General features: G+C 65.0%; 13 protein-coding genes. 6 read left to right on the top strand and 7 right to left on the bottom strand.

Annotation, left to right across the window (positions count from 1 at the left end; genetic code table 11):
* Nucleotides 1-62: 62 nt before the first annotated feature.
* Together AC5Y42_RS23280 and AC5Y42_RS23275 are read right to left on the bottom strand one after the other, a co-directional pair.
* Nucleotides 63-335, bottom strand: a complete 273-nt coding sequence (locus tag AC5Y42_RS23280) for a hypothetical protein (RefSeq protein ID WP_499900924.1) — start codon at nt 333-335, stop codon at nt 63-65.
* Between the two features lie 372 nt (nt 336-707).
* The gene (locus AC5Y42_RS23275; RefSeq protein ID WP_499900923.1) at nt 708-3,215 is read right to left on the bottom strand and encodes a protein kinase domain-containing protein; all 2,508 of its coding nucleotides are present in this window, start codon (nt 3,213-3,215) and stop codon (nt 708-710) included.
* Between the two features lie 194 nt (nt 3,216-3,409).
* On the opposite strand from AC5Y42_RS23275, the gene AC5Y42_RS23270 reads away from it, so the two are divergent.
* Nucleotides 3,410-4,468 carry an adenylate/guanylate cyclase domain-containing protein gene (locus AC5Y42_RS23270; RefSeq protein ID WP_499900922.1) on the top strand — a complete coding sequence of 353 codons (1,059 nt, stop codon included), beginning with the start codon at nt 3,410-3,412 and terminating at the stop codon, nt 4,466-4,468.
* Nucleotides 4,469-4,666: 198 nt separating this feature from the next.
* Here AC5Y42_RS23270 and glgP read toward each other — a convergent pair whose 3' ends face one another.
* The gene (glgP, locus tag AC5Y42_RS23265; RefSeq protein WP_499900921.1) at nt 4,667-7,246 is read right to left on the bottom strand and encodes an alpha-glucan family phosphorylase; all 2,580 of its coding nucleotides are present in this window, start codon (nt 7,244-7,246) and stop codon (nt 4,667-4,669) included.
* 200 nt (nt 7,247-7,446) lie between these two features.
* On the opposite strand from glgP, the gene AC5Y42_RS23260 reads away from it, so the two are divergent.
* Complete coding sequence (locus AC5Y42_RS23260; protein WP_499900920.1) at nt 7,447-9,525, top strand: alpha-1,4-glucan--maltose-1-phosphate maltosyltransferase; 2,079 nt, start codon at nt 7,447-7,449, stop codon at nt 9,523-9,525.
* Between the two features lie 7 nt (nt 9,526-9,532).
* The gene (gene glgB, locus AC5Y42_RS23255; RefSeq protein ID WP_499900919.1) at nt 9,533-11,728 is read left to right on the top strand and encodes a 1,4-alpha-glucan branching protein GlgB; all 2,196 of its coding nucleotides are present in this window, start codon (nt 9,533-9,535) and stop codon (nt 11,726-11,728) included.
* Nucleotides 11,729-11,739: 11 nt separating this feature from the next.
* On the opposite strand, the gene AC5Y42_RS23250 is transcribed toward glgB, so the two are convergent.
* Both AC5Y42_RS23250 and AC5Y42_RS23245 read right to left on the bottom strand, forming a co-directional pair.
* Nucleotides 11,740-12,654, bottom strand: coding sequence for a co-chaperone YbbN (locus AC5Y42_RS23250; RefSeq protein WP_499900918.1), 915 nt, complete (start codon nt 12,652-12,654; stop codon nt 11,740-11,742).
* A 144-nt stretch (nt 12,655-12,798) separates the two neighbouring features.
* Nucleotides 12,799-13,980 (bottom strand): acetyl-CoA C-acetyltransferase, encoded by a 1,182-nt coding sequence (locus AC5Y42_RS23245; RefSeq protein WP_499900917.1) that lies wholly within the window; start codon nt 13,978-13,980, stop codon nt 12,799-12,801.
* An 80-nt stretch (nt 13,981-14,060) separates the two neighbouring features.
* Between AC5Y42_RS23245 and mce the strand changes: the two genes are divergently transcribed.
* Nucleotides 14,061-14,543 (top strand): methylmalonyl-CoA epimerase, encoded by a 483-nt coding sequence (mce, locus tag AC5Y42_RS23240; protein WP_499900916.1) that lies wholly within the window; start codon nt 14,061-14,063, stop codon nt 14,541-14,543.
* A gap of 4 nt (nt 14,544-14,547) precedes the next feature.
* Here the strand turns inward: mce and AC5Y42_RS23235 are convergent, their stop codons facing one another.
* Nucleotides 14,548-14,841, bottom strand: a complete 294-nt coding sequence (locus tag AC5Y42_RS23235) for an Rv1322 family protein (RefSeq protein WP_499900915.1) — start codon at nt 14,839-14,841, stop codon at nt 14,548-14,550.
* Nucleotides 14,842-14,862: 21 nt separating this feature from the next.
* Nucleotides 14,863-15,534: an endonuclease NucS gene (nucS, locus tag AC5Y42_RS23230; protein WP_499900914.1), complete on the bottom strand. Its 672-nt coding sequence runs from the start codon at nt 15,532-15,534 to the stop codon at nt 14,863-14,865.
* 49 nt (nt 15,535-15,583) lie between these two features.
* Here nucS and AC5Y42_RS23225 point away from each other — a divergent pair, with 49 nt between their 5' ends.
* Together AC5Y42_RS23225 and AC5Y42_RS23220 are read left to right on the top strand one after the other, a co-directional pair.
* Nucleotides 15,584-17,188 (top strand): adenylate/guanylate cyclase domain-containing protein, encoded by a 1,605-nt coding sequence (locus tag AC5Y42_RS23225; protein ID WP_499900913.1) that lies wholly within the window; start codon nt 15,584-15,586, stop codon nt 17,186-17,188.
* Between the two features lie 78 nt (nt 17,189-17,266).
* The coding region (locus AC5Y42_RS23220) for an AlkA N-terminal domain-containing protein (protein ID WP_499900925.1) at nt 17,267-18,629 on the top strand (1,363 nt) is incomplete at its 3' end.

Genomic DNA, 18,629 nt, shown 5'->3' with positions numbered 1-18,629 from the left:
CGGACACAGATGGTGGCAAGCATCTCGGTGGCGCAAACGTCATTTGCTTCCCGAGTTCTGAATCAGAACGGTTTGACGTGGTAATCACGGTCAATGACCATGCCGTGACCGGTCGCGTCGTTGGTGAAGGTGGTGCCGTCGCTGCTCACCACTATCGCCCAGCCTTGAAAGTGATACGTCTGACCATCCATCAGGACGACGTCGGGCTGTCCAGGCGGAGCCATCCCCAGATTAGCGGTCCGCCACGTGAATTGGCCCGCTGCGGTAATGATGGCCTGATCCCGGTGCAACACCGCGGGATCTCCCGGCCACCCCGGATAAGGTGGGGGGTCCATCGGAGCCTGCGGGAAACCGGCCGTCTGGCAAACCACATTAGGGCCAGCTCCATCGCCATCATCCGAGCCCACCTCACAGCGCATCGGCGGAGACGGTGTCCGCACGTTCACAAAGTGCCCCGGGGAGGGGTCAGCTCCAGCCAGTGGCGCGAAAAGCGCCATCGCACAGATGAACGCGCTTGCTGTCCATGCGGTCTTTGTCATACCCATTTCCTTCGTGGCACACACAATCAATACCGAACCTGTAGTCCTGGCGGCCCTATCCAAAAGGCTCCGGCAGACAGCTTGGAATATCCTTGGCGTATTCGGAGCACGGCTCGGCACCAATCCGCCGAAGTGCTGTCGACGTGGGTGCATACCGCCCAACTTGGATCAGGCACCACACTCACCAGCCGCCTCGGCGACGCCGTTGCAGAGCGGTAGTTGTTGTAGGCCACCGATGGTTATCTGAAGGAGCTGGCCCGGTGAGCCCGCGGTGACCATGGCGACCACCGGCTTGCCGGTGTAATACGCGTCTGTGGTCGTGGTGACGCTTCCGTTGGCGATGCCGTTCGATACCGACGTCAACGTGAAATCCACCGTATTTTCGGTAGGTGTCGCGCACGCGGTGCATCCCTGGTAGTTCAAATGTCCGGTACCGGCGCTGTCGATCACTACCCTCTGCGTATGGGCCTGCCAAATCCCGACGAACGGGGCCAACCCCGATATTTCGGTGCTGGATGCGGTGGTCGTAGGAGCTTCTTCCGAAGACGGCGGGGCGGGCTCGGCAGCCGGACCTGAAGCGGGAGTCGGCTGCGCCGTTGGGGTTTGGGAGGGGGACGAGTCCAGTCGCGACAGCAGGAAGACGATTACGGCGGCGGTCACGATCACGACGATCGCGATGGTCGCGGCAACGAGACCCGGCCGGTCTCGTTGGCGGCTCGCCGGGGCGGCTGGCGCCGACGCTGGTGGTGGCGGAACTGGGGTTGATGGTCTGGATTGCGGGGTGGGCGCTGGCAGTCTGGAGTGTGGGCTAGGTAGTGGCGGTCTGGAGTGCACGACGGGGATTGGTGGCGGTTGGAGTGCGTGGCTCACCGGTGCTGGATCCGCTGCTGCGGTCTTTTTGTGGTGTTGGGCGTGTTCGATGGCGTGGCCGAGCACGTAGGTCCAGGCCTCGGGCAACGGGCGTTGGTGTGGCTGGTTGGTCAATGTGTCGGTGATGATCTGACGCAACAGGTCGGTCGCTGTGGCTGGGATGTGGTGGGGGTTTTTGGTGTCGTGGTCACCGGCGAGCAGCCGCAGCGCGAGCAGCCCCAGTTTGTAGCTGTCGGTGTAGATGGTGGCCAGTTCCTCCCCAGGGGGACTGTCCCAGCCCGGGGTCTCCATTTGGGGTAGCGCCGAAACGGCGTTGATCCGCATCGCATCGCAATCGATGAAGTAGACCGCTTCGTGCGGCGTTAGCGTGAACAGCAGGTTTTTCGGTGAGATATCACCAACACACACACCATGTTTGTGAAGAAACGCCAGCGCGGAAGCGGCCTCACGTAGCAGCGAATAGCGCTGTACGTCATCGAGTTCGATGCCGCGCGCCGACAGCACCGAGACATGATTGAACAGATGCTGAAATTCGGCGGTGGTCTTCGACACACCCCTAACAGTGGTCAGGTCGATGAAGAACTCGGGCGGGATGGCCGGCATCACGAATCCACTTGGCCTGCCGCTGTCTTCGACGATCGCGCAGGGCCAGGCGGCAAACGAGATCAGCCGCTCGGCCTGCGCGTAGGACAGCGAGTCCTCGACCAGGGCCGGCATGGCTGCCAACGCGGTGAAGTCGATGTCGGCCAGGGTCTGCGGTTTGTATTCCTTGTAGACCATCGATTCAGCGAACTTCGTCTTGACATTGGGCGCGCCGTACACGACGCCCTGGCCGCCCTGGCCGATCTTGGTCAGCACGCCCAGTTTGTCACGGGGGATCACTTGTCGTGTGGCCGCTGACTTTCGAGATTGCTTGGGCGGCGCGGATGCCAGCCGGGTCGGATCGGCAAGCTGGCTCGGCGCAGAGTGCGAACCGCGGACTGGCCTGGGTATCTCGGTGAGGGCCCGACGGGCGGCGGTCGCTAAATCGCGAGCGCTCTGATAACGCTCGTCGGGCGCTTTGGCCATGCCAACCGCGATGACCTCGTCGAACCCCGGCGGGATGCCGAGGTCGGCGCTACTGGGCTTGGGGGGGTCGAGGGCCAGGTGGCCCGCGATCTGCTGTTCCATGCTGTCGCCGGGATAGGGCGTGGCGCCGGTGAGGCACTCGTAGAGCACACAGGCCAAGGAGTAGACATCGGAGCGGGCATCGGCGGTGCCGGTGGTGAAGCGCTCCGGGGCCATATAGTGCAGCGTCCCCACCATCATGCCGGTGCTCGTCAGCCTGGCGGCTGCGGCGTCGTGAGCAATACCGAAATCGATCAGATACACAAAGTCGTCACCGGTCAGTAATGCGTTGGATGGCTTGATATCACGATGTACCAGCCCGTGCTGATGCGCAGCGTTAAGCGCCGCCGCCAACTGTTCGATCACCTGGACGGCCCGCCGCGGACTCATCGGCCCATCACGCTGCAGCAGACTGTGCACGTCGATGCCCTCGATGACCGGCATCACTAAATACAGCCGCCCCTCGATTTCCCCCGCCTCAAAAATCGGGATGATGTGCGGCTCAATCAATCGGGCGGCGGTATAAGCCTCACGCCGGAACCGTTCCTCATAACCACGTTCCCTGGCCAACTCCGGCGGCAACACTTTGATCGCGACATCGCGGCCCATCACGGTGTCGTGGGCCTTGTACACCTTGCCCATGCCACCCTCGCCGATCAGTTCGATCAGCCGGTAACGCCCAAACGCAACCTCATCCACCGGCCGGGCCTTTCTCACCCACCTGGTGGGACATGCTAGCGACCCGCCCTCGTCTCTATCGTCAATTCCCCAACCCTTGAGTCGAACAGGTCTACAACCGGCGTCATTTTCACCCCCCACTCGGTATGATCAGCCGGTCCAGTCCGAAACCAACGAACTGCGACAGCATCCATGCGACCGACCGTATGGGCGCGGTGACGGCTAGCGGCGAGGCGATGATGGCGGCCTTTGTCAACGTGCCGGGCGGACAGCCCGGCGAGCCGCTGGGATACCTCGTTGTCGGCCACGGTGATTCGAAACGCAGTGTGCCGATTTTCGACCAGTTGTTTGTTGGCCGGGAATGCGCGGGGATCGGCGAATCACGCAGGCTCCTCATCGACGACCCCGAGATTTCCCGAACCCACCTCGAGATCCGGCTGGACGGGGCAAGCGATCAGGCTTTCCTGATCGACACCAGCAGCAATGGCACGTCGCTCAACGGTGTGCGGCTCGAACGCGCGGTTCCGCTGCCGATCCGGCCAGGCGACGAGATCCGGATCGGCGATGTGGCTCTTACCTTTTCCTCGCAGCGGTTCACCGCTGTCCCCGCAAAGGTCGCGCAGCGCACGCGGGCCAGGATCAGCCAGGCCGCCATGGTGATGGTGGTCGGCGACATCGTCAATTACTCGACGATCTCCCAGGTAACAGACGAGCAAGTCATGGCGCGAAGCCTGCACACGCTATGGAATCAGCTCGGCAGTGTCCTGCATGCCCATCACGGCACCCTGAATCACTACGCTGGGGATGCGCTGTTCGCAGTCTGGGAGGCGGGCAGGTTCCCGGATGCGATCGAGCTGGCGATCGATTTCGCTCTCGCCGCGAATCAGCTTGTCGAGCAGCTCGGGCCCGAGCTGCCGCTGCGTGGGCCGGACGGCGCGCCCATCCGCATGGGCTGGGGCGTGGTGCGGGGCATGGCCGCCTTGGCCGCGATGACCAGATCAGTCGACGCGGTGATCGGTGATGCGACCAACGTGGCGTTCCGGTTGTCCGGGATCGCCGGCCGCCATGGGCGGGCCGCGGTTATGGTGACCAGCGGCGTACACGGCGCAGTTACGGGTCAATTCGTTTGGGGTGCTGGTGAATCCGTCGAAATCAAGGGCCGCAGCGGGATGGAGACCGTATTTCCGGTTATCGCCCGCAAGACCGAGAACGACGACGATTCAACGAGTCCGGCGCTCACCAAACTGAAAGATGAGGGCGATCTAAGCACCTGAACGCACCGCAGTCATAGCGAGCCGAGCCATATCGCTTGACAACCAACGACTTTGGGCGGAGAAGCTAATGCCATGACGCACCCTTCTATTCAGTGCGGCGGTTGCCCACCCGGGTGGTGTCGCAATTGTCGCTGAACAGCGGCGGTAAGTGCGTCGAATTAGTGATCTGAGAACTGCTGGATCGCCCGCAAGCGCGAGCTAGGCAAGCGTCACCAGACCCAGTTCGGTATCGCCGGCCAACATCGGGTGCTTCGGCAGTACCCGGACCGTGTAACCGACCGCCCCGGCAACGGGTAGCGGCGTCGTCATCGCGAAGACCGCGTCGCCGCCCAAAGCCGTTCCGGTATACGGCATCTCGACAGTAACCGGCTCGATCAGCGCGTCGCCGGCGTCGACCCGGCCGACTACCGCCTGAACGGAAACCTCGTCCGGTCGCAGGCCGGCCAACTGCACGGTCGCCGTCAAAGTCAGCTTCGACCCCAACACGGGCGTGTCCGGCAGACCAGTGCTGTCCACATCGGTGATGTGGATCTTCGGCCACGCCGCGAAAGCGCGTTTGCGGTAGCCGGCCAACTCGCGCGCCGCCTCGAATGTCACTTGGCCCTCGCTGGCCACGGTGTTACGCAGCGACCGCGCCGCCGGCGTGTAGTAATCCTCGACGTACTCCCGCACCATCCGAGACGCCAAGACTTTCGGGCCCAGCGTCTGCAGGGTGTGCCGAACCATCGCGATCCACCGCGACGGCACCCCATGCTCGTCTCGCTCGTAGAACGTCGGCGCGACCGAGTGATCGAGCAGGTCGTAGAGCGCGGCGGCCTCCAAGTCGTCACGACGGGCTTCATCGGCGGCCCGGGAGGCGGAGGGAATCTCCCAACCGTTTCCGCCGTCGTACCACTCGTCCCACCAGCCGTCGCGGATCGACAGGTTCAACCCGCCGTTCAGCGCACTTTTCATCCCTGACGTTCCGCAGGCCTCCAACGGGCGCAGCGGGTTGTTCAGCCAGACATCGCAGCCCCAGTACAGCCGGCGCGCCATCGACATGTCGTAGTCGGGCAAAAACGCGATGCGGTGACGTACCTCGGGGCGGTCGGCGAACCGCACCACCTGCTGGATCAGGGCTTTGCCCGCGTCGTCGGCCGGGTGCGACTTACCCGCGACGATCAGCTGGATCGGCTTGTCGTCGTCGAGCAGCAGTTGTTCGAGTCGATCCGGGTCGCGCAACATCAACGTCAGCCGCTTATAGGTCGGGACCCGGCGGGCGAACCCGATGGTGAGCACATCGGGGTCAAACGCCGTGGAGATCCAGCCCAGTTCGGAATCAGACGCTCCCCGCGCCAAGCAGGATTTCCGCATCCTCGCCCGGACATCGTCGACCAGCAATGCCCGCAGCTGCGAACGGATCCCCCACAGGTGCCCCGCGTCGACCTGTTGGAGCCGTTCCCAGACTTCGGGTTCGCTGAACGAATCGGCTCCGGCCAGTTCACGGCCCAGCTGCAACCACTGCGGGGCGGCCCAGGTCGGCGCATGCACACCGTTGGTGATCGACCCGATCGGCACCTCGTCGGGGTCGAATCCGCTCCAGAGCCCGTTGAACATGACCCGGCTGACCCGGCCATGCAGCAGTGAGACGCCATTGGCGCGTTGGGCCAGCCGCAGACCCATGTAGGCCATGTTGAATTTGTCGGGGTCCTCTTCGGCGCCCAGCTCCAGGACTCGCTCACGGGGCAGCCCCGGCAGCAAGCCCGATTCTGCGTCGTCGAAATAGCGCTGCACCAGCTCCAGCGGGAACCGGTCGATACCGGCGGGCACCGGAGTGTGGGTGGTGAACACTGTGGAGGAACGCACCACGGTCAGGGCGGTGTCGAAGTCCAGTCCCGCATCGACCAGTTCGCGGATGCGTTCCACACCGAGGAATCCGGCATGGCCTTCGTTCATGTGGAACACCTCGGGAGCGGGCAACCCTTCAATCTCGGTATATGCCCGGATTGCCCGCACTCCGCCGACCCCCGCCAGAATCTCTTGTCGGATGCGGTGGTTCTGGTCACCGCCGTAGAGGCGGTCGGTGACACCGCGCAGATCATGCTCGTTCTCCGGGACATCGGAATCCAGCAACAGCAACGGGACGCGCCCCACCTGCGCCACCCAGACCCGGGCGCGCAGCCGGTCGGTGTCGGGGAGGGCCAACTCGACCAGCACCGGATTGCCACCGACACCGGTGAGCAGCCGTAACGGCAATCCCTGGGGGTCCAGTGACGGATACGTTTCTTGTTGCCAGCCGTCAGCCGTCAGCGACTGGCGAAAGTAGCCGGATCGGTAGTACAAGCCGACCGCGATGAGCGGCAGCCCCAGGTCCGACGCCGACTTCAGGTGGTCGCCCGCCAAAATTCCCAAACCGCCCGAGTAGTTGGGCAGCACGTCGGCGACCCCGAACTCCATCGAGAAGTAGGCGATCCCGGACGGCATGGCAGCGCCGTCGCTTTGTTGCTGCTGATACCACAGCGGGCGGCTCAGGTAGTCGTCCAAGTCCGCCGCCAACTCGTCGAGCCGCCTGAGAAAGTCGCCGTCGGCCGCCAACTCGTCGAGCCGTACCGGCGTCACTGCACCCAGCAGTGCCACCGGATCCTGGCCGCATTGCCGCCACAACTCCGAGTCGATCGTCGCGAAAAGGTCCTGCGTGGGCTTCTCCCACGACCACCGCAGGTTGGTCGACAGCTGCTCCAAGGCCGCCAGGCGTTCCGGAAGGTGAGCACGGACGGTAAACCGGCGGAGGGCTTTCACGCGTCAATACCTTACTGACGATGGGTCCGCGGTGACGTCATGACAGCCAGCGCGTTCACGAGCCCCGGGTGTGGCCCGACACTACGGTGGGTATTGGGCGCAGAGAGAGTTTCACTGCAGGGGCCGTAGACGAAGGACCGCCCGACAACGATGTGGGCGGTGCAGCGGCCCGAGAACTAACCTCCGATCGAAGGAGTGCGGTGCCAGGTCGTGTCGAGATCGATGACGTCCAGCCCGTCGTATCGTGCGGCGCGTATCCGGCTAAAGCTGTGGTCGGTGAGGTAGTTCCAGTCAGCGCGTCGGTGTGGCGGGAAGGCCATGAGGCGGTGGCGGCGACCCTGGTGGTTCGCTACATGGGGCTGCGCTACCCCCAGGCCAGCGAAGCGCGACGGATCAAGGCCGTGCAGGCAGACCTGAAAAACGGGGCTGACGCGCCGCCGCGGGTCAAGCCGCTGCTGGTACCGATGACCATGGGTGAAGAGCCCTACGTCTTCCACGCTCAGTTCAGCCCGGACAGCGTCGGGTTGTGGACCTTCCGGGTGGACGGCTGGGGCGACCCGATTCACAGCTGGCGGCATTCCATCATCGCCAAGTTGGACGCCGGGCAGGGCGAGACCGAGTTGTCCAATGACCTGCTCGTCGGGGCGCAGCTGTTGGAACGCGCCGCCACCGGGGTGCCCCGCAGCCGGCGCGAGCCCCTGCTGACCGCCGCCGCCGCTTTGCGCAACCCAGGCGATCCGGTGACACGCGCGGCCGCCGCGCTCGCACCCACAGTCGAGAAGCTGCTTGAGCAGTACCCGCTGCGCGAGCTCGTCACCCGCGGTGAACAGTACGGAGTGTGGGTGGACCGGCCCGAGGCTCGCTTCGGCGCGTGGTACGAGGTGTTCCCACGCTCGACGGGCGGCTGGGACGCCGACGGCAATCCGGTGCACGGCACCTTTGCCACCGCCACCGCGGCGCTGCCCCGCATCGCGGAGATGGGCTTCGACGTGGTGTATCTGCCGCCGATCCATCCCATCGGCAAAATCCATCGCAAGGGCCGCAACAACACTGCGACCGCCACTCCCGGTGACGTGGGATCGCCGTGGGCGATCGGCAGCGACGAGGGCGGCCACGATGCGGTACATCCCAAGCTCGGGACGATCGACGACTTCGACGACTTCGTGGCCGCAGTACGCGACCTGGACATGGAAGTGGCGCTGGACCTGGCGCTGCAATGCGCGCCGGACCATCCCTGGGCCCGACAGCACCGCCAGTGGTTCACCGAACTGCCCGACGGGACCATCGCCTATGCGGAGAACCCTCCGAAGAAGTATCAAGACATCTACCCACTGAACTTCGACAACGATCCAGCCGGGCTCTACGACGAGGTGCTGCGGGTGGTGCGGCACTGGATGGACCACGGCGTCAAGATCTTTCGGGTCGACAATCCGCATACCAAGCCACCCAACTTCTGGGCATGGCTGATCGGTCAGGTGAAAGCGATCGATCCCGACGTGCTGTTTTTGTCGGAGGCTTTCACACCGCCGGCGCGCCAGTACGGGCTGGCCAAGCTCGGCTTCACCCAGTCCTACTCGTATTTCACCTGGCGCACCGCCAAGTGGGAACTCACCGAATTCGGCCAGGAGATCGCTGAATTCGCGGACTTCCGCCGCCCGAACCTGTTCGTCAACACACCCGACATCCTGCATGCCATCCTGCAGCACAACGGCCCGGGCATGTTCGCGATCCGCGCGGCGCTGGCTGCGACGATGAGTCCGGCCTGGGGAATGTACTCCGGCTACGAGCTTTTCGAGCATCGCGCGGTGCGCGAGGGCAGTGAGGAGTATCTGGACTCGGAGAAATACGAGTTGCGGCCCCGGGACTTCGCCACCGCCCTGGCCCAGGGCAGATCGCTGGAGCCGTTCGTCGCCCGGCTCAACAACATTCGTCGACTTCATCCGGCGCTGCGGGAGTTGCGGACCATCCGGTTCCACAGCGTGGACAACGACGCCCTGCTGGCCTACAGCAAGTTCGACCCGACTACCGGCGACTGCGTGCTGGTGGTCGTGACACTCAACGCATTCGGGCCCGAAGAGGGCACTGTGTGGTTGGACATGGCCGCACTGGGTATGGAGGGCTACGAACGGTTCTGGGTGCGCGACGAGATAACCGGAGAGGAATACCAGTGGGGAGCAGCCAACTACGTGCGCATCGACCCTGGCCGGGCGGTCGCCCACATCATCAACATGCCGCAGATACCACTCGAATCCCGAAGCACGCTGCTGCGCCGGAGGTGACGCCGCGATGACACCAACCGACCAACTGGCCCGGACCCATCTGACGCCCGAGCCCAATGACCTCGATCGACTGCTGGCCGGTGTACACCACAACCCGCACGGCATTCTGGGCGCGCACGAGTACGGTGATCACACTGTCATCCGGGCCTTTCGCCCACACGCCACCGAAGTCGTCGCGCTCGTCGGCAAGCAGCGGTATCCACTGCAGCACATCGATTCCGGGCTGTTCGCCGTCGCGCTGCCGTTCGCCGACCTCATCGACTACCGGCTCGAGGTGAGCTACGACGGTTCCGACCCGCACATCGTCGCCGACGCTTATCGTTTCCTGCCGACACTCGGCGAAGTCGACCTGCACCTATTCGCCGAGGGCCGCCACGAACGGTTGTGGGAGGTGCTAGGCGCTCACCCGCGCTCGTTCACCACGGCCGACGGCGTCGTCGAGGGTGTGTCGTTTGCGGTCTGGGCACCTAACGCCAAGGGCGTCAGCCTGATCGGTGACTTCAACGGCTGGAACGGCAACGACGCGCCGCTGCGCGTGCTCGGCTCGTCTGGGGTGTGGGAGTTGTTCTGGCCCGAGTTCCCACCCAACGGCCTGTACAAGTTTCGGGTGCATGGCGCCGACGGGGCCGTCACCGACCGGGCCGACCCGTTCGCCTTCGCCACCGAGGTTCCGCCGCACACCGCATCACGAGTGACATCGAGTGACTACACCTGGAGTGACGCCGACTGGATGACGCAGCGGGCGCAGCGCAACCCGGTTTTCGAGCCGATGAGCACCTACGAAGTTCACCTGGGCTCGTGGCGAGCGGGGCTCAGCTACCGCGATCTCGCCCGTGAGTTGACGGATTACGTCGTCGAGCACGGTTTTACCCACGTCGAGATGCTGCCTGTCGCCGAGCACCCGTTCGCCGGATCGTGGGGATATCAAGTCACGTCGTACTACGCGCCGACGTCGCGGTTCGGCACCCCCGACGATTTTCGGGTCCTCGTCGATACCTTGCATCGGGCCGGCATCGGCGTCATCGTGGACTGGGTCCCGGCCCACTTCCCGAAAGATGCCTGGGCCCTGGGCCGCTTCGACGGCACGGCGCTCTACGAGCATTCCGACCCCAAGCGCGGTGAGCAACTCGACTGGGGCACCTACGTGTTCGACTTCGGGCGGCCCGAAGTCCGCAATTTCCTGGTCGCCAACGCGCTCTACTGGCTAGAACAATTCCACATCGACGGCTTCCGCGTGGATGCTGTCGCGTCGATGCTCTATCTGGACTACTCGCGTCCGGTCGGCGGTTGGACGCCGAATATCTATGGCGGCCGGGAAAACCTGGAAGCCGTCCAGTTCTTACAAGAGATGAACGCGACCGCACACAAGGCGGCGCCCGGCATTGTCACCATCGCCGAGGAGTCGACGTCGTGGCCGGGCGTCTCGCGGCCGACAAGCGTCGGCGGGCTTGGCTTTTCGATGAAGTGGAACATGGGCTGGATGCACGACACGCTCGACTACATCAGCCATGACCCGGTGCACCGCAGTTATCACCACCACGAGATCACCTTTTCGATGCTCTACGCCTTCAGCGAGAACTTCGTGCTGCCGCTCAGTCACGACGAGGTGGTGCACGGTAAAGGCACGCTGTGGGGCCGCATGCCCGGCAACGACCATGTGAAGGCCGCGGGCTTACGCAGCCTGCTGGCTTACCAGTGGGCCCACCCGGGTAAGCAGTTGCTGTTCATGGGCCAGGAATTCGGACAGCGCGCCGAATGGTCCGAGGAACGTGGTCTGGATTGGTATCAGCTCGACGAGAACGGCTTCTCCAACGGCATTTTGTCTTTGGTGCGCGACATCAATGCGACCTATCGCAGTCATCCGGCGCTGTGGAGCCAGGACTCCAACCCGGAGGGCTACTCCTGGATCGATGCCAACGACTCGGCCAACAACGTGTTGAGCTTCCTGCGGTACGGCAGCGACGGCTCGGTGATGGCGTGCGTGTTCAATTTCGCCGGAGCCGAGCACGGTAACTACCGCCTCGGGCTGCCCACCGCCGGCCGGTGGCGGGAGGTGCTCAACACCGACGCGTCCGCCTACAACGGTTCCGGCGTCGGAAACATGGGTGGTGTCGATGCCACCGATGAGCCGTGGCACGGGCGGCCGGCTTCCGCGGTGTTGGTGTTGCCGCCGACGTCGGCGCTGTGGCTGGCCCTCGAGTAGCGCGGGCCCGCTTAGTAGAGCGCGTTGGCGAGGTTGCGCCGGCCCGTGATCACCTCGGGATCGGCGGGATCGAAGAGCTCGAACAGCTCGATCAGCCGGGTGCGCACCGAAGTGCGCTCGTCCCCGGATGTCCGTCGTACCAAGGCGATCAGCCGGTCGAAGGCGGCACTCACATCTTGGTTGAGCAGTTGTACGTCGGCAGCGGCGAACGCAGCCTCGAGGTCGTCGGGAGCTGCGTCGGCGACGGCCACCGCGTCGGGCCGCTGCTCGGTCGCGCGCGTCAAGAAGGTGATCTGGCGGATCGCGCCTTTGGCTTCGGCGTGGCTGGGATCGGCGTCCAGAATCGCCTGGTACGAGTCGAGCGCAGCCGCGAAGTCACCGTCGGAGAGCTGTTGTCGTGCCTGCGTCAGCGCCGGGTCGACTTCCTCGTCTTCGTCGGCGCCCGGTGCACCGCTGAGCTTGCCGGCCGTCGCCGACAACAGCGAATCCACCCACCGCCGCAACTGGTCGGGCGGCTGCATCCCCTGAAAGCTGGACAGCGGCTGCCCTCCGGCCAGCGCCACCACGGTCGGGACCCCTTCGATACCGAAGGCCTGAGCCACCTGCGGAGCGGTGTCGACGTTGACCGTCGCCAGCGACCATTTGCCGTCGTCAGCCGTCACCAGGCCGGACAGCACGTCGGCCAACTGCAGGCAGGCATTGCTGCGTGGGGACCACAACAGCACCACCACCGGCACCTGGTTGGACCGGATCAGCACCTCGTCTTCGAAGTTCGCCTCGGTGACCGGCACACCGGCGGGCGCAGCCGATCCCGCGCCGGCCGCATCGTCGCCGCTGGCTGCGTTCGGCTGGGGGCGCTGCTTGAGGCCGGACAGATCGACCGCTCCGGCCAGCGCAGGCCCAATCGGAGGGCGTGGACGGCTCACGTCGACAAGTCTGGCACGCCGCCAGGCGTGCCCGTCACCCGGTCAGGAGCATCGTGGTGACCAAGATCACAGTCGCCGGCGACAGGGTCGCCGCGCACAACGCCAGCAACCATTTTTGTAAGGCAGGTCCGGCGAATGGCCTGGCTAACCGGCCCGCAGGATCAGCGCGTCGCCCTGACCGCCCGCTCCGCACAGCGCCGCGACGCCATACCCGGAGCCCCGGCGCGCCAACTCCAAAGCCGCATGCAGCGTGATGCGCGCACCCGACATGCCGATCGGATGCCCCACGGCGATGGCGCCGCCGTTGACGTTGACGATCTCCGAGTCGACACCGAGTTCCCTGGTCGACGCCAGCGCCACCGCTGCGAACGCCTCATTGATCTCGATCACGTCGAGCCGGTCGGCAGAAATACCCTCCCGTCCGAGTGCCTTTTTGATCGCGTTCGCGGGCTGTGATTGCAGCGTCGAATCCGGGCCGGCCACCACACCGTGCGCGCCGATCTCCACCAGCCACGACAACCCCAGCTCGGTGGCTTTGTCCTTGTTCATCACGACGACGGCGGCCGCGCCATCAGAGATCTGCGACGACGAGCCTGCGGTAATCGTGCCGTCCGAACGAAACGCGGGCTTGAGACCGGCCAGTGAATCGGCGGTGGTGTTGGCGCGAATGCCCTCATCCTCGTTGAACTGCAAAGGATCACCCTTGCGCTGCGGGATGCTCACCGGCACGACCTCGTCGGCGAAAACGCCGTCCTTCCAGGCCGCCGCCGCCTTCTGATGCGATCCTGCGGCGAATTCGTCCTGTTCGCGCCGGGTGAACTTGTCCGCGTCGTTGCGTTGCTCGGTCAACGCGCCCATCGGCTGATCGGTGAACACGTCATGCAAACCGTCGTAGGCCATGTGGTCCAACACAGTCACATCGCCGTACTTGTAACCGGCGCGACTGTCGATGAGCAAGTGCGGGGCCTTGGTCATAGATTCCTGGCCGCCGGCCACCACCACATCGAACTCCCCGACCCGGATGAGCTGGTCAGCCAGAGCGATGGAGTCGATACCGGACAGGCACATCTTGTTGATCGTCAACGACGGCACATCCCAGCCGATACCGGCCGCCACCGCGGCCTGGCGAGCAGGCATCTGACCGGCTCCCGCGGTCAGCACCTGGCCCATGATCACGTACTCGACCGCCGAGGCCGGCACGCTGGCCTTTTCCAACGCGCCCGCAATAGCGATGGCGCCCAGATCACTGGCCGAGAAATCCTTGAGAGAGCCCATCAACTTCCCGATGGGCGTGCGGGCTCCAGCAACTATCACCGACGTCGTCATCAATTCCTCCGGGGCGAGCAGAAACGGCCGAAAAACAGGCCGGGGAAGCGCAATCTTTCCCGCCAGGTTACCGTGACGTTATGACCACCGAACATGTCGACGTCCGTCGTACCCTGGCCAGCGCGTTGGTGACAGCGGTCGACCACGTCGGCATCGCGGTGGCAGATCTGGACGCGGCGATTGCCTGGTATCACGACACGCTCGGCATGATCGTGCTGCACGAGGAGATCAACAAGGACCAGGGCATCCGCGAGGCGATGCTAGCGGTGCGCGGCGCCCCGGTCGGCAGCGCGCAGGTTCAGTTGATGGCCCCGATCGACGAGTCGTCGGCGATCGCGAAATTCCTCGACAAACGCGGCCCGGGCATCCAGCAGCTGGCCTACCGGGTCAGTGATCTGGACGCGCTGACGGCACGGCTGCGCGACCAAGGCATTCGGCTGCTCTACGACGCACCGCGGCGGGGCGCGGCGGATTCCCGGATCAACTTCGTTCATCCCAAAGACGCCGGCGGTGTCCTGATCGAGTTGGTGGAGCCGGCGGCCGATTCCGACGGATCACACTGACCGACTAAGACCACTTTCGGGTGGGCCCGCGGGTTGCGCGGTGCGTCCAGCACGGCGTGTGCCAATGCCGGCGGTCCTCCATCCCGGCATCTCCTAAATCAGCCGGCCAGACCACCAGATGTGGTGTGCCGGAACGAACTTCGTGATCGCAACCGGGACAGCGATATGTCTTGACAGCCCGAGCGGCGGCCACCGGCCGAACTTCGTATTCACGGCCATCGGGCCCGGTTTCCACCCGTCGCGCCACCGGCAGCGGCCGTGGCTGCTGCCGACGTTGCGGTGTACGGCGGCGGGCCATGCGCTCAGTCTATTTGCCGACTCAGAACAGTCGGTACTCGTCGCTGTCCATACCTCGCATTTGATCGTAATCGAGTGTCAAACAACGAATTCCGCGATCAACGGCCAACGTCCGCGCCTGCGGCTTGATTTGCTGGGCGGCGAATACTCCGCTCACCGGCGCCAGCAGGCTGTCCCGGTTCAGTAACTCGAGGTAGCGGGTGAGTTGCTCGACACCGTCGATCTCGCCGCGTCGCTTGATCTCGACGGCCACCGCGCGCCCCTGTTCGTCTCGGCACAGCAAATCGACCGGTCCTATCGCGGTCATGTACTCGCGGCGCACCAACGTGTATCCGGTGCCGAGCAGTTCGACATGTTCGGCGAGCAATGCCTGCAGGTGCGCCTCGACGCCGTCCTTGACCAATCCGGGATCGACGCCGAGCTCGTGGCTGGAGTCGTGCTCGATTCCCTCGACGGTGATGCGCAGTTGCTCGCCGGCCTTGTTCTCCACCACCCACACCGGCAGTGGACCGTCGAGGTCCTCGGAGAGCCGACACGGGGGGCTCATCCAGTTCAGCGGCTTGTAGGCGCGGTCGTCGGCGTGCACGCTGACCGAGCCGTCGGCCTTGAACAGCAGTAGCCGGCGCGCAGACGGGAGATGGGCGGTGAGCCGACCGAGGTAGTCGACCGTGCACTGGGCGATCACGAGACGCACCCGACTCACCTTAAGGTCCGGCAGCCAGACAAATTAGGCTGACGCCACCATGATGGCCAAGAAAACGGTGGCGCAGCGCCTCGGGCGGGTCCTGGAGCGGGTGACCCGACAGAGCGGTCGACTGTCCGAGACCCCTGCATACGGCTCCTGGCTGCTGGGACGGGTTTCGGAAAGCCAGGCCCGCCGCCGGGTGCGGATTCAACTCATCCTGACCGTTTTCATCGTGGCGACGAATCTCATCGGAATGGGCGTCGACGCGCTGTTGCTGACGGTAGCCTTCCCGGTGCCCAGCGTCTTCAGCGACGCACCTGCGTGGCTCACGTTCGCCCTCGTACCGGCCTATATCACCGTCGCACTGGCGCTCGGCACCTATTGGATCACCCGGCGCACCGTCACCGCGCTGCGATGGGCGATCGAAGAACGCAGCCCGACCCAAGCCGACGAGAGCAACACATTTCAGGCCCCGGCACGAGTCGCCATCGTCACCTTCAGCTTGTGGGCGGTCGGTGCGGCGCTGTTCACTACCCTTTACGGCCTGATCAATAGTCTGTTCATCCCGCAGGTCGTGTTCTCGACCAGCTTCTGCGGCGTGCTGGTGGCTACCGGCTGCTACCTAATCACCGAGTTCACCTTGCGTCCCGTGGCCGCGGACGCACTGCAAGCGGGACCGCCGCCGCGCAGGCTCGCGCCGGGCATCATGGGCCGAACCATGGTGGTGTGGATGCTCGGTTCGGGCGTCCCCGTCGTGGGCATCGCACTGACCGCGTTTTTTGCATTGACGCTACGAAATCTGACCCAGACCCAATTCGGCGTGGCAGTGCTGATCCTGTCGCTGGCAACGTTGATCTTCGGTTTCACGCTCATGTGGCTGCTCTCCTGGCTCATCGCCACCCCGGTGCGAGTGGTGCGCGCCGCACTCAAGCGCGTCGAACAGGGCGATCTACGAGGCGACCTGGTGGTGTTCGACGGGACCGAACTGGGCGAGTTGCAAAGTGGATTCAACGCGATGGTCGCCGGATTACGAGACCGGGAGCGGGTGCGCGACCTGTTCGGCCGGCACGTCGGTCGCGAGGTCGCCGCTGCCGCCGAACGTGAGCGGCCGCAGTTAGGCGGCGAAGAGCGCCATGTCGCAGTGGTTTTCGTCGATATCGAGGACTCGACACAGCTGGTGACCAGCCGACCACCGGCCGAACTCGTCCAACTTCTCAACCGGTTCTTCGCCGTGATCGTCGACGAAGTCGACCGCCACCGCGGGCTGGTCAACAAATTCGAGGGCGACGCGACGCTGGCGGTCTTCGGCGCCCCAAATAGCCTCGAACATCCCGAAGATGAGGCGCTGGCCGCCGCGCGGGCCATCGCACGGCGGCTTGGCAGCGAAGTCCAGGAGTGTTTGGCCGGCATCGGGGTTGCGGCCGGAGAGGTCGTCGCCGGCAATGTCGGCGCCAAGGAGCGCTTCGAGTACACGGTGATCGGTGAGCCGGTCAACGAGGCAGCCCGGCTGTGCGACCTGGCCAAATCGCATCCCACCCGATTGCTGGCGTCCTCGGAGGTACTGGACGGCGCGACCGAAAGCGAACGTGCCCACTGGTCGTTGGGGGAGACTGTGACATTACGCGGCCACGACCAGCCGACCAGGATCGCTTCGCCCGAATAACCGGATCCGGCCCGTCAATCCACCACGATGTCGCTTTTCCGCCAGTGATGTCGGTGGTCAGGTGTAATTGTGGCAATCGTGCATGAAGACTTCGACCGCTGCTACCGGGCCGTGCAGTCCAAGGACGCCCGGTTCGACGGTTGGTTTGTCACAGCGGTACTCAGCACCGGGATCTACTGCCGTCCCAGCTGTCCGGCCCGACCCCCATTCGCCCGCAATGTGCGGTTCTATCCCACCGCGGCGGCCGCACAGCGGGCTGGATTCCGCGCGTGCAAACGGTGCCGTCCGGACGCATCGCCGGGCTCGCCCGAGTGGAATGTGCGCGGCGACATTGTCGCGCGGGCAATGCGGCTTATCGCCGACGGCACCGTGGACCGCGAAGGGGTCAGCGGCCTGGCCGGCCACCTCGGCTACACCACGCGCCAACTCGAGCGCCTGCTGCAAGCCGAGGTAGGGGCCGGCCCACTTGCCCTGGCCCGCGCCCAACGGACCCAAACGGCCCGGGTGCTGATCGAGACGACGGATCTGCCGTTGAGCGACGTCGCCTTTGCCGCGGGGTTTTCCAGTATTCGCCAGTTCAATGACACGCTGCGCACTGTGTGCGACAGCACGCCGACGTCGCTGCGCAGACGCGCGGCAGCCCGGTTCGGTTGCACCGGCGGCTCGCCCGGAGCGGTATCGGTGCGCCTGCCGGTACGGACACCGTTCGCCTACGACGGCGTTTTCGGTCATCTGGCGGCCGGCGCCATACCCGGATGCGAAGAAGTACGCGATGGCGGGTATCGCCGCACCCTTCGGCTACCGTCCGGCAACGGCATCGTCAGTTTGACGCCGGCGCCCGACCACGTCCGCTGCCGCCTCGTACTCGACGACTTTCGCGATCTGACGACCGCAATCGCCCGTTGCCGACGCTTATTGGACCTGGACGCCGATCCGGAAGCGGTGATCGACGTCTTGGGGTCGGATCCCGAATTGGCTGCTGTGGTGGCCAAGGCGCCCGGACAACGAATCCCCCGCACCGTCGACGAAAACGAACTGGCCATCCGCGCGGTGTTGGGTCAGCAGGTCTCGACGAAGGCCGCCCGAACCCACGCAGCCCGGTTGGTCGGCGGCTACGGGCAGCCGGTCCACGACGCCGCCGGAGCGCTGACGCATACCTTCCCGTCGGTCGAGGAGCTCGCCGACATCGACCCGACCCACCTGGCCGTCCCGGCGGCACGGCGGCGTACCCTGACAGCGCTCGTGGCCGGGCTGGCCGACGGCAATCTGACCGTGGATGCAGGTTGCGACTGGCAGAGCGCCCGGCGGCAGTTGCTCGCGCTGCCCGGAGTGGGACCCTGGACCGCAGAAGTGATCGCCATGCGTGGACTCGGGGACCCAGATGCCTTTCCCGCCAGCGACCTCGGGCTGCGGCTGGCCGCCGAACAATTGGGGCTACCTA

The organism is Mycobacterium sp. NGS48 (genome assembly GCF_059812585.1).
Note: the sequence above shows the minus strand (reverse complement) of the source record. Positions and strands in the feature narration are given on the sequence as shown.

What these genes read in the sequence shown, in the direction of transcription:
- AC5Y42_RS23280 (WP_499900924.1), bottom strand. Translation starts at nt 335, where the DNA reads ATGGACCCCCCACCTTATCCGGGGTGGCCGGGAGATCCCGCGGTGTTG.
- glgB (WP_499900919.1), top strand. Translation starts at nt 9,533, where the DNA reads ATGACACCAACCGACCAACTGGCCCGGACCCATCTGACGCCCGAGCCC.
- AC5Y42_RS23245 (WP_499900917.1), bottom strand. Translation starts at nt 13,980, where the DNA reads ATGACGACGTCGGTGATAGTTGCTGGAGCCCGCACGCCCATCGGGAAG.
- mce (WP_499900916.1), top strand. Translation starts at nt 14,061, where the DNA reads ATGACCACCGAACATGTCGACGTCCGTCGTACCCTGGCCAGCGCGTTG.
- AC5Y42_RS23235 (WP_499900915.1), bottom strand. Translation starts at nt 14,841, where the DNA reads ATGGCCCGCCGCCGTACACCGCAACGTCGGCAGCAGCCACGGCCGCTG.
- AC5Y42_RS23225 (WP_499900913.1), top strand. Translation starts at nt 15,584, where the DNA reads ATGATGGCCAAGAAAACGGTGGCGCAGCGCCTCGGGCGGGTCCTGGAG.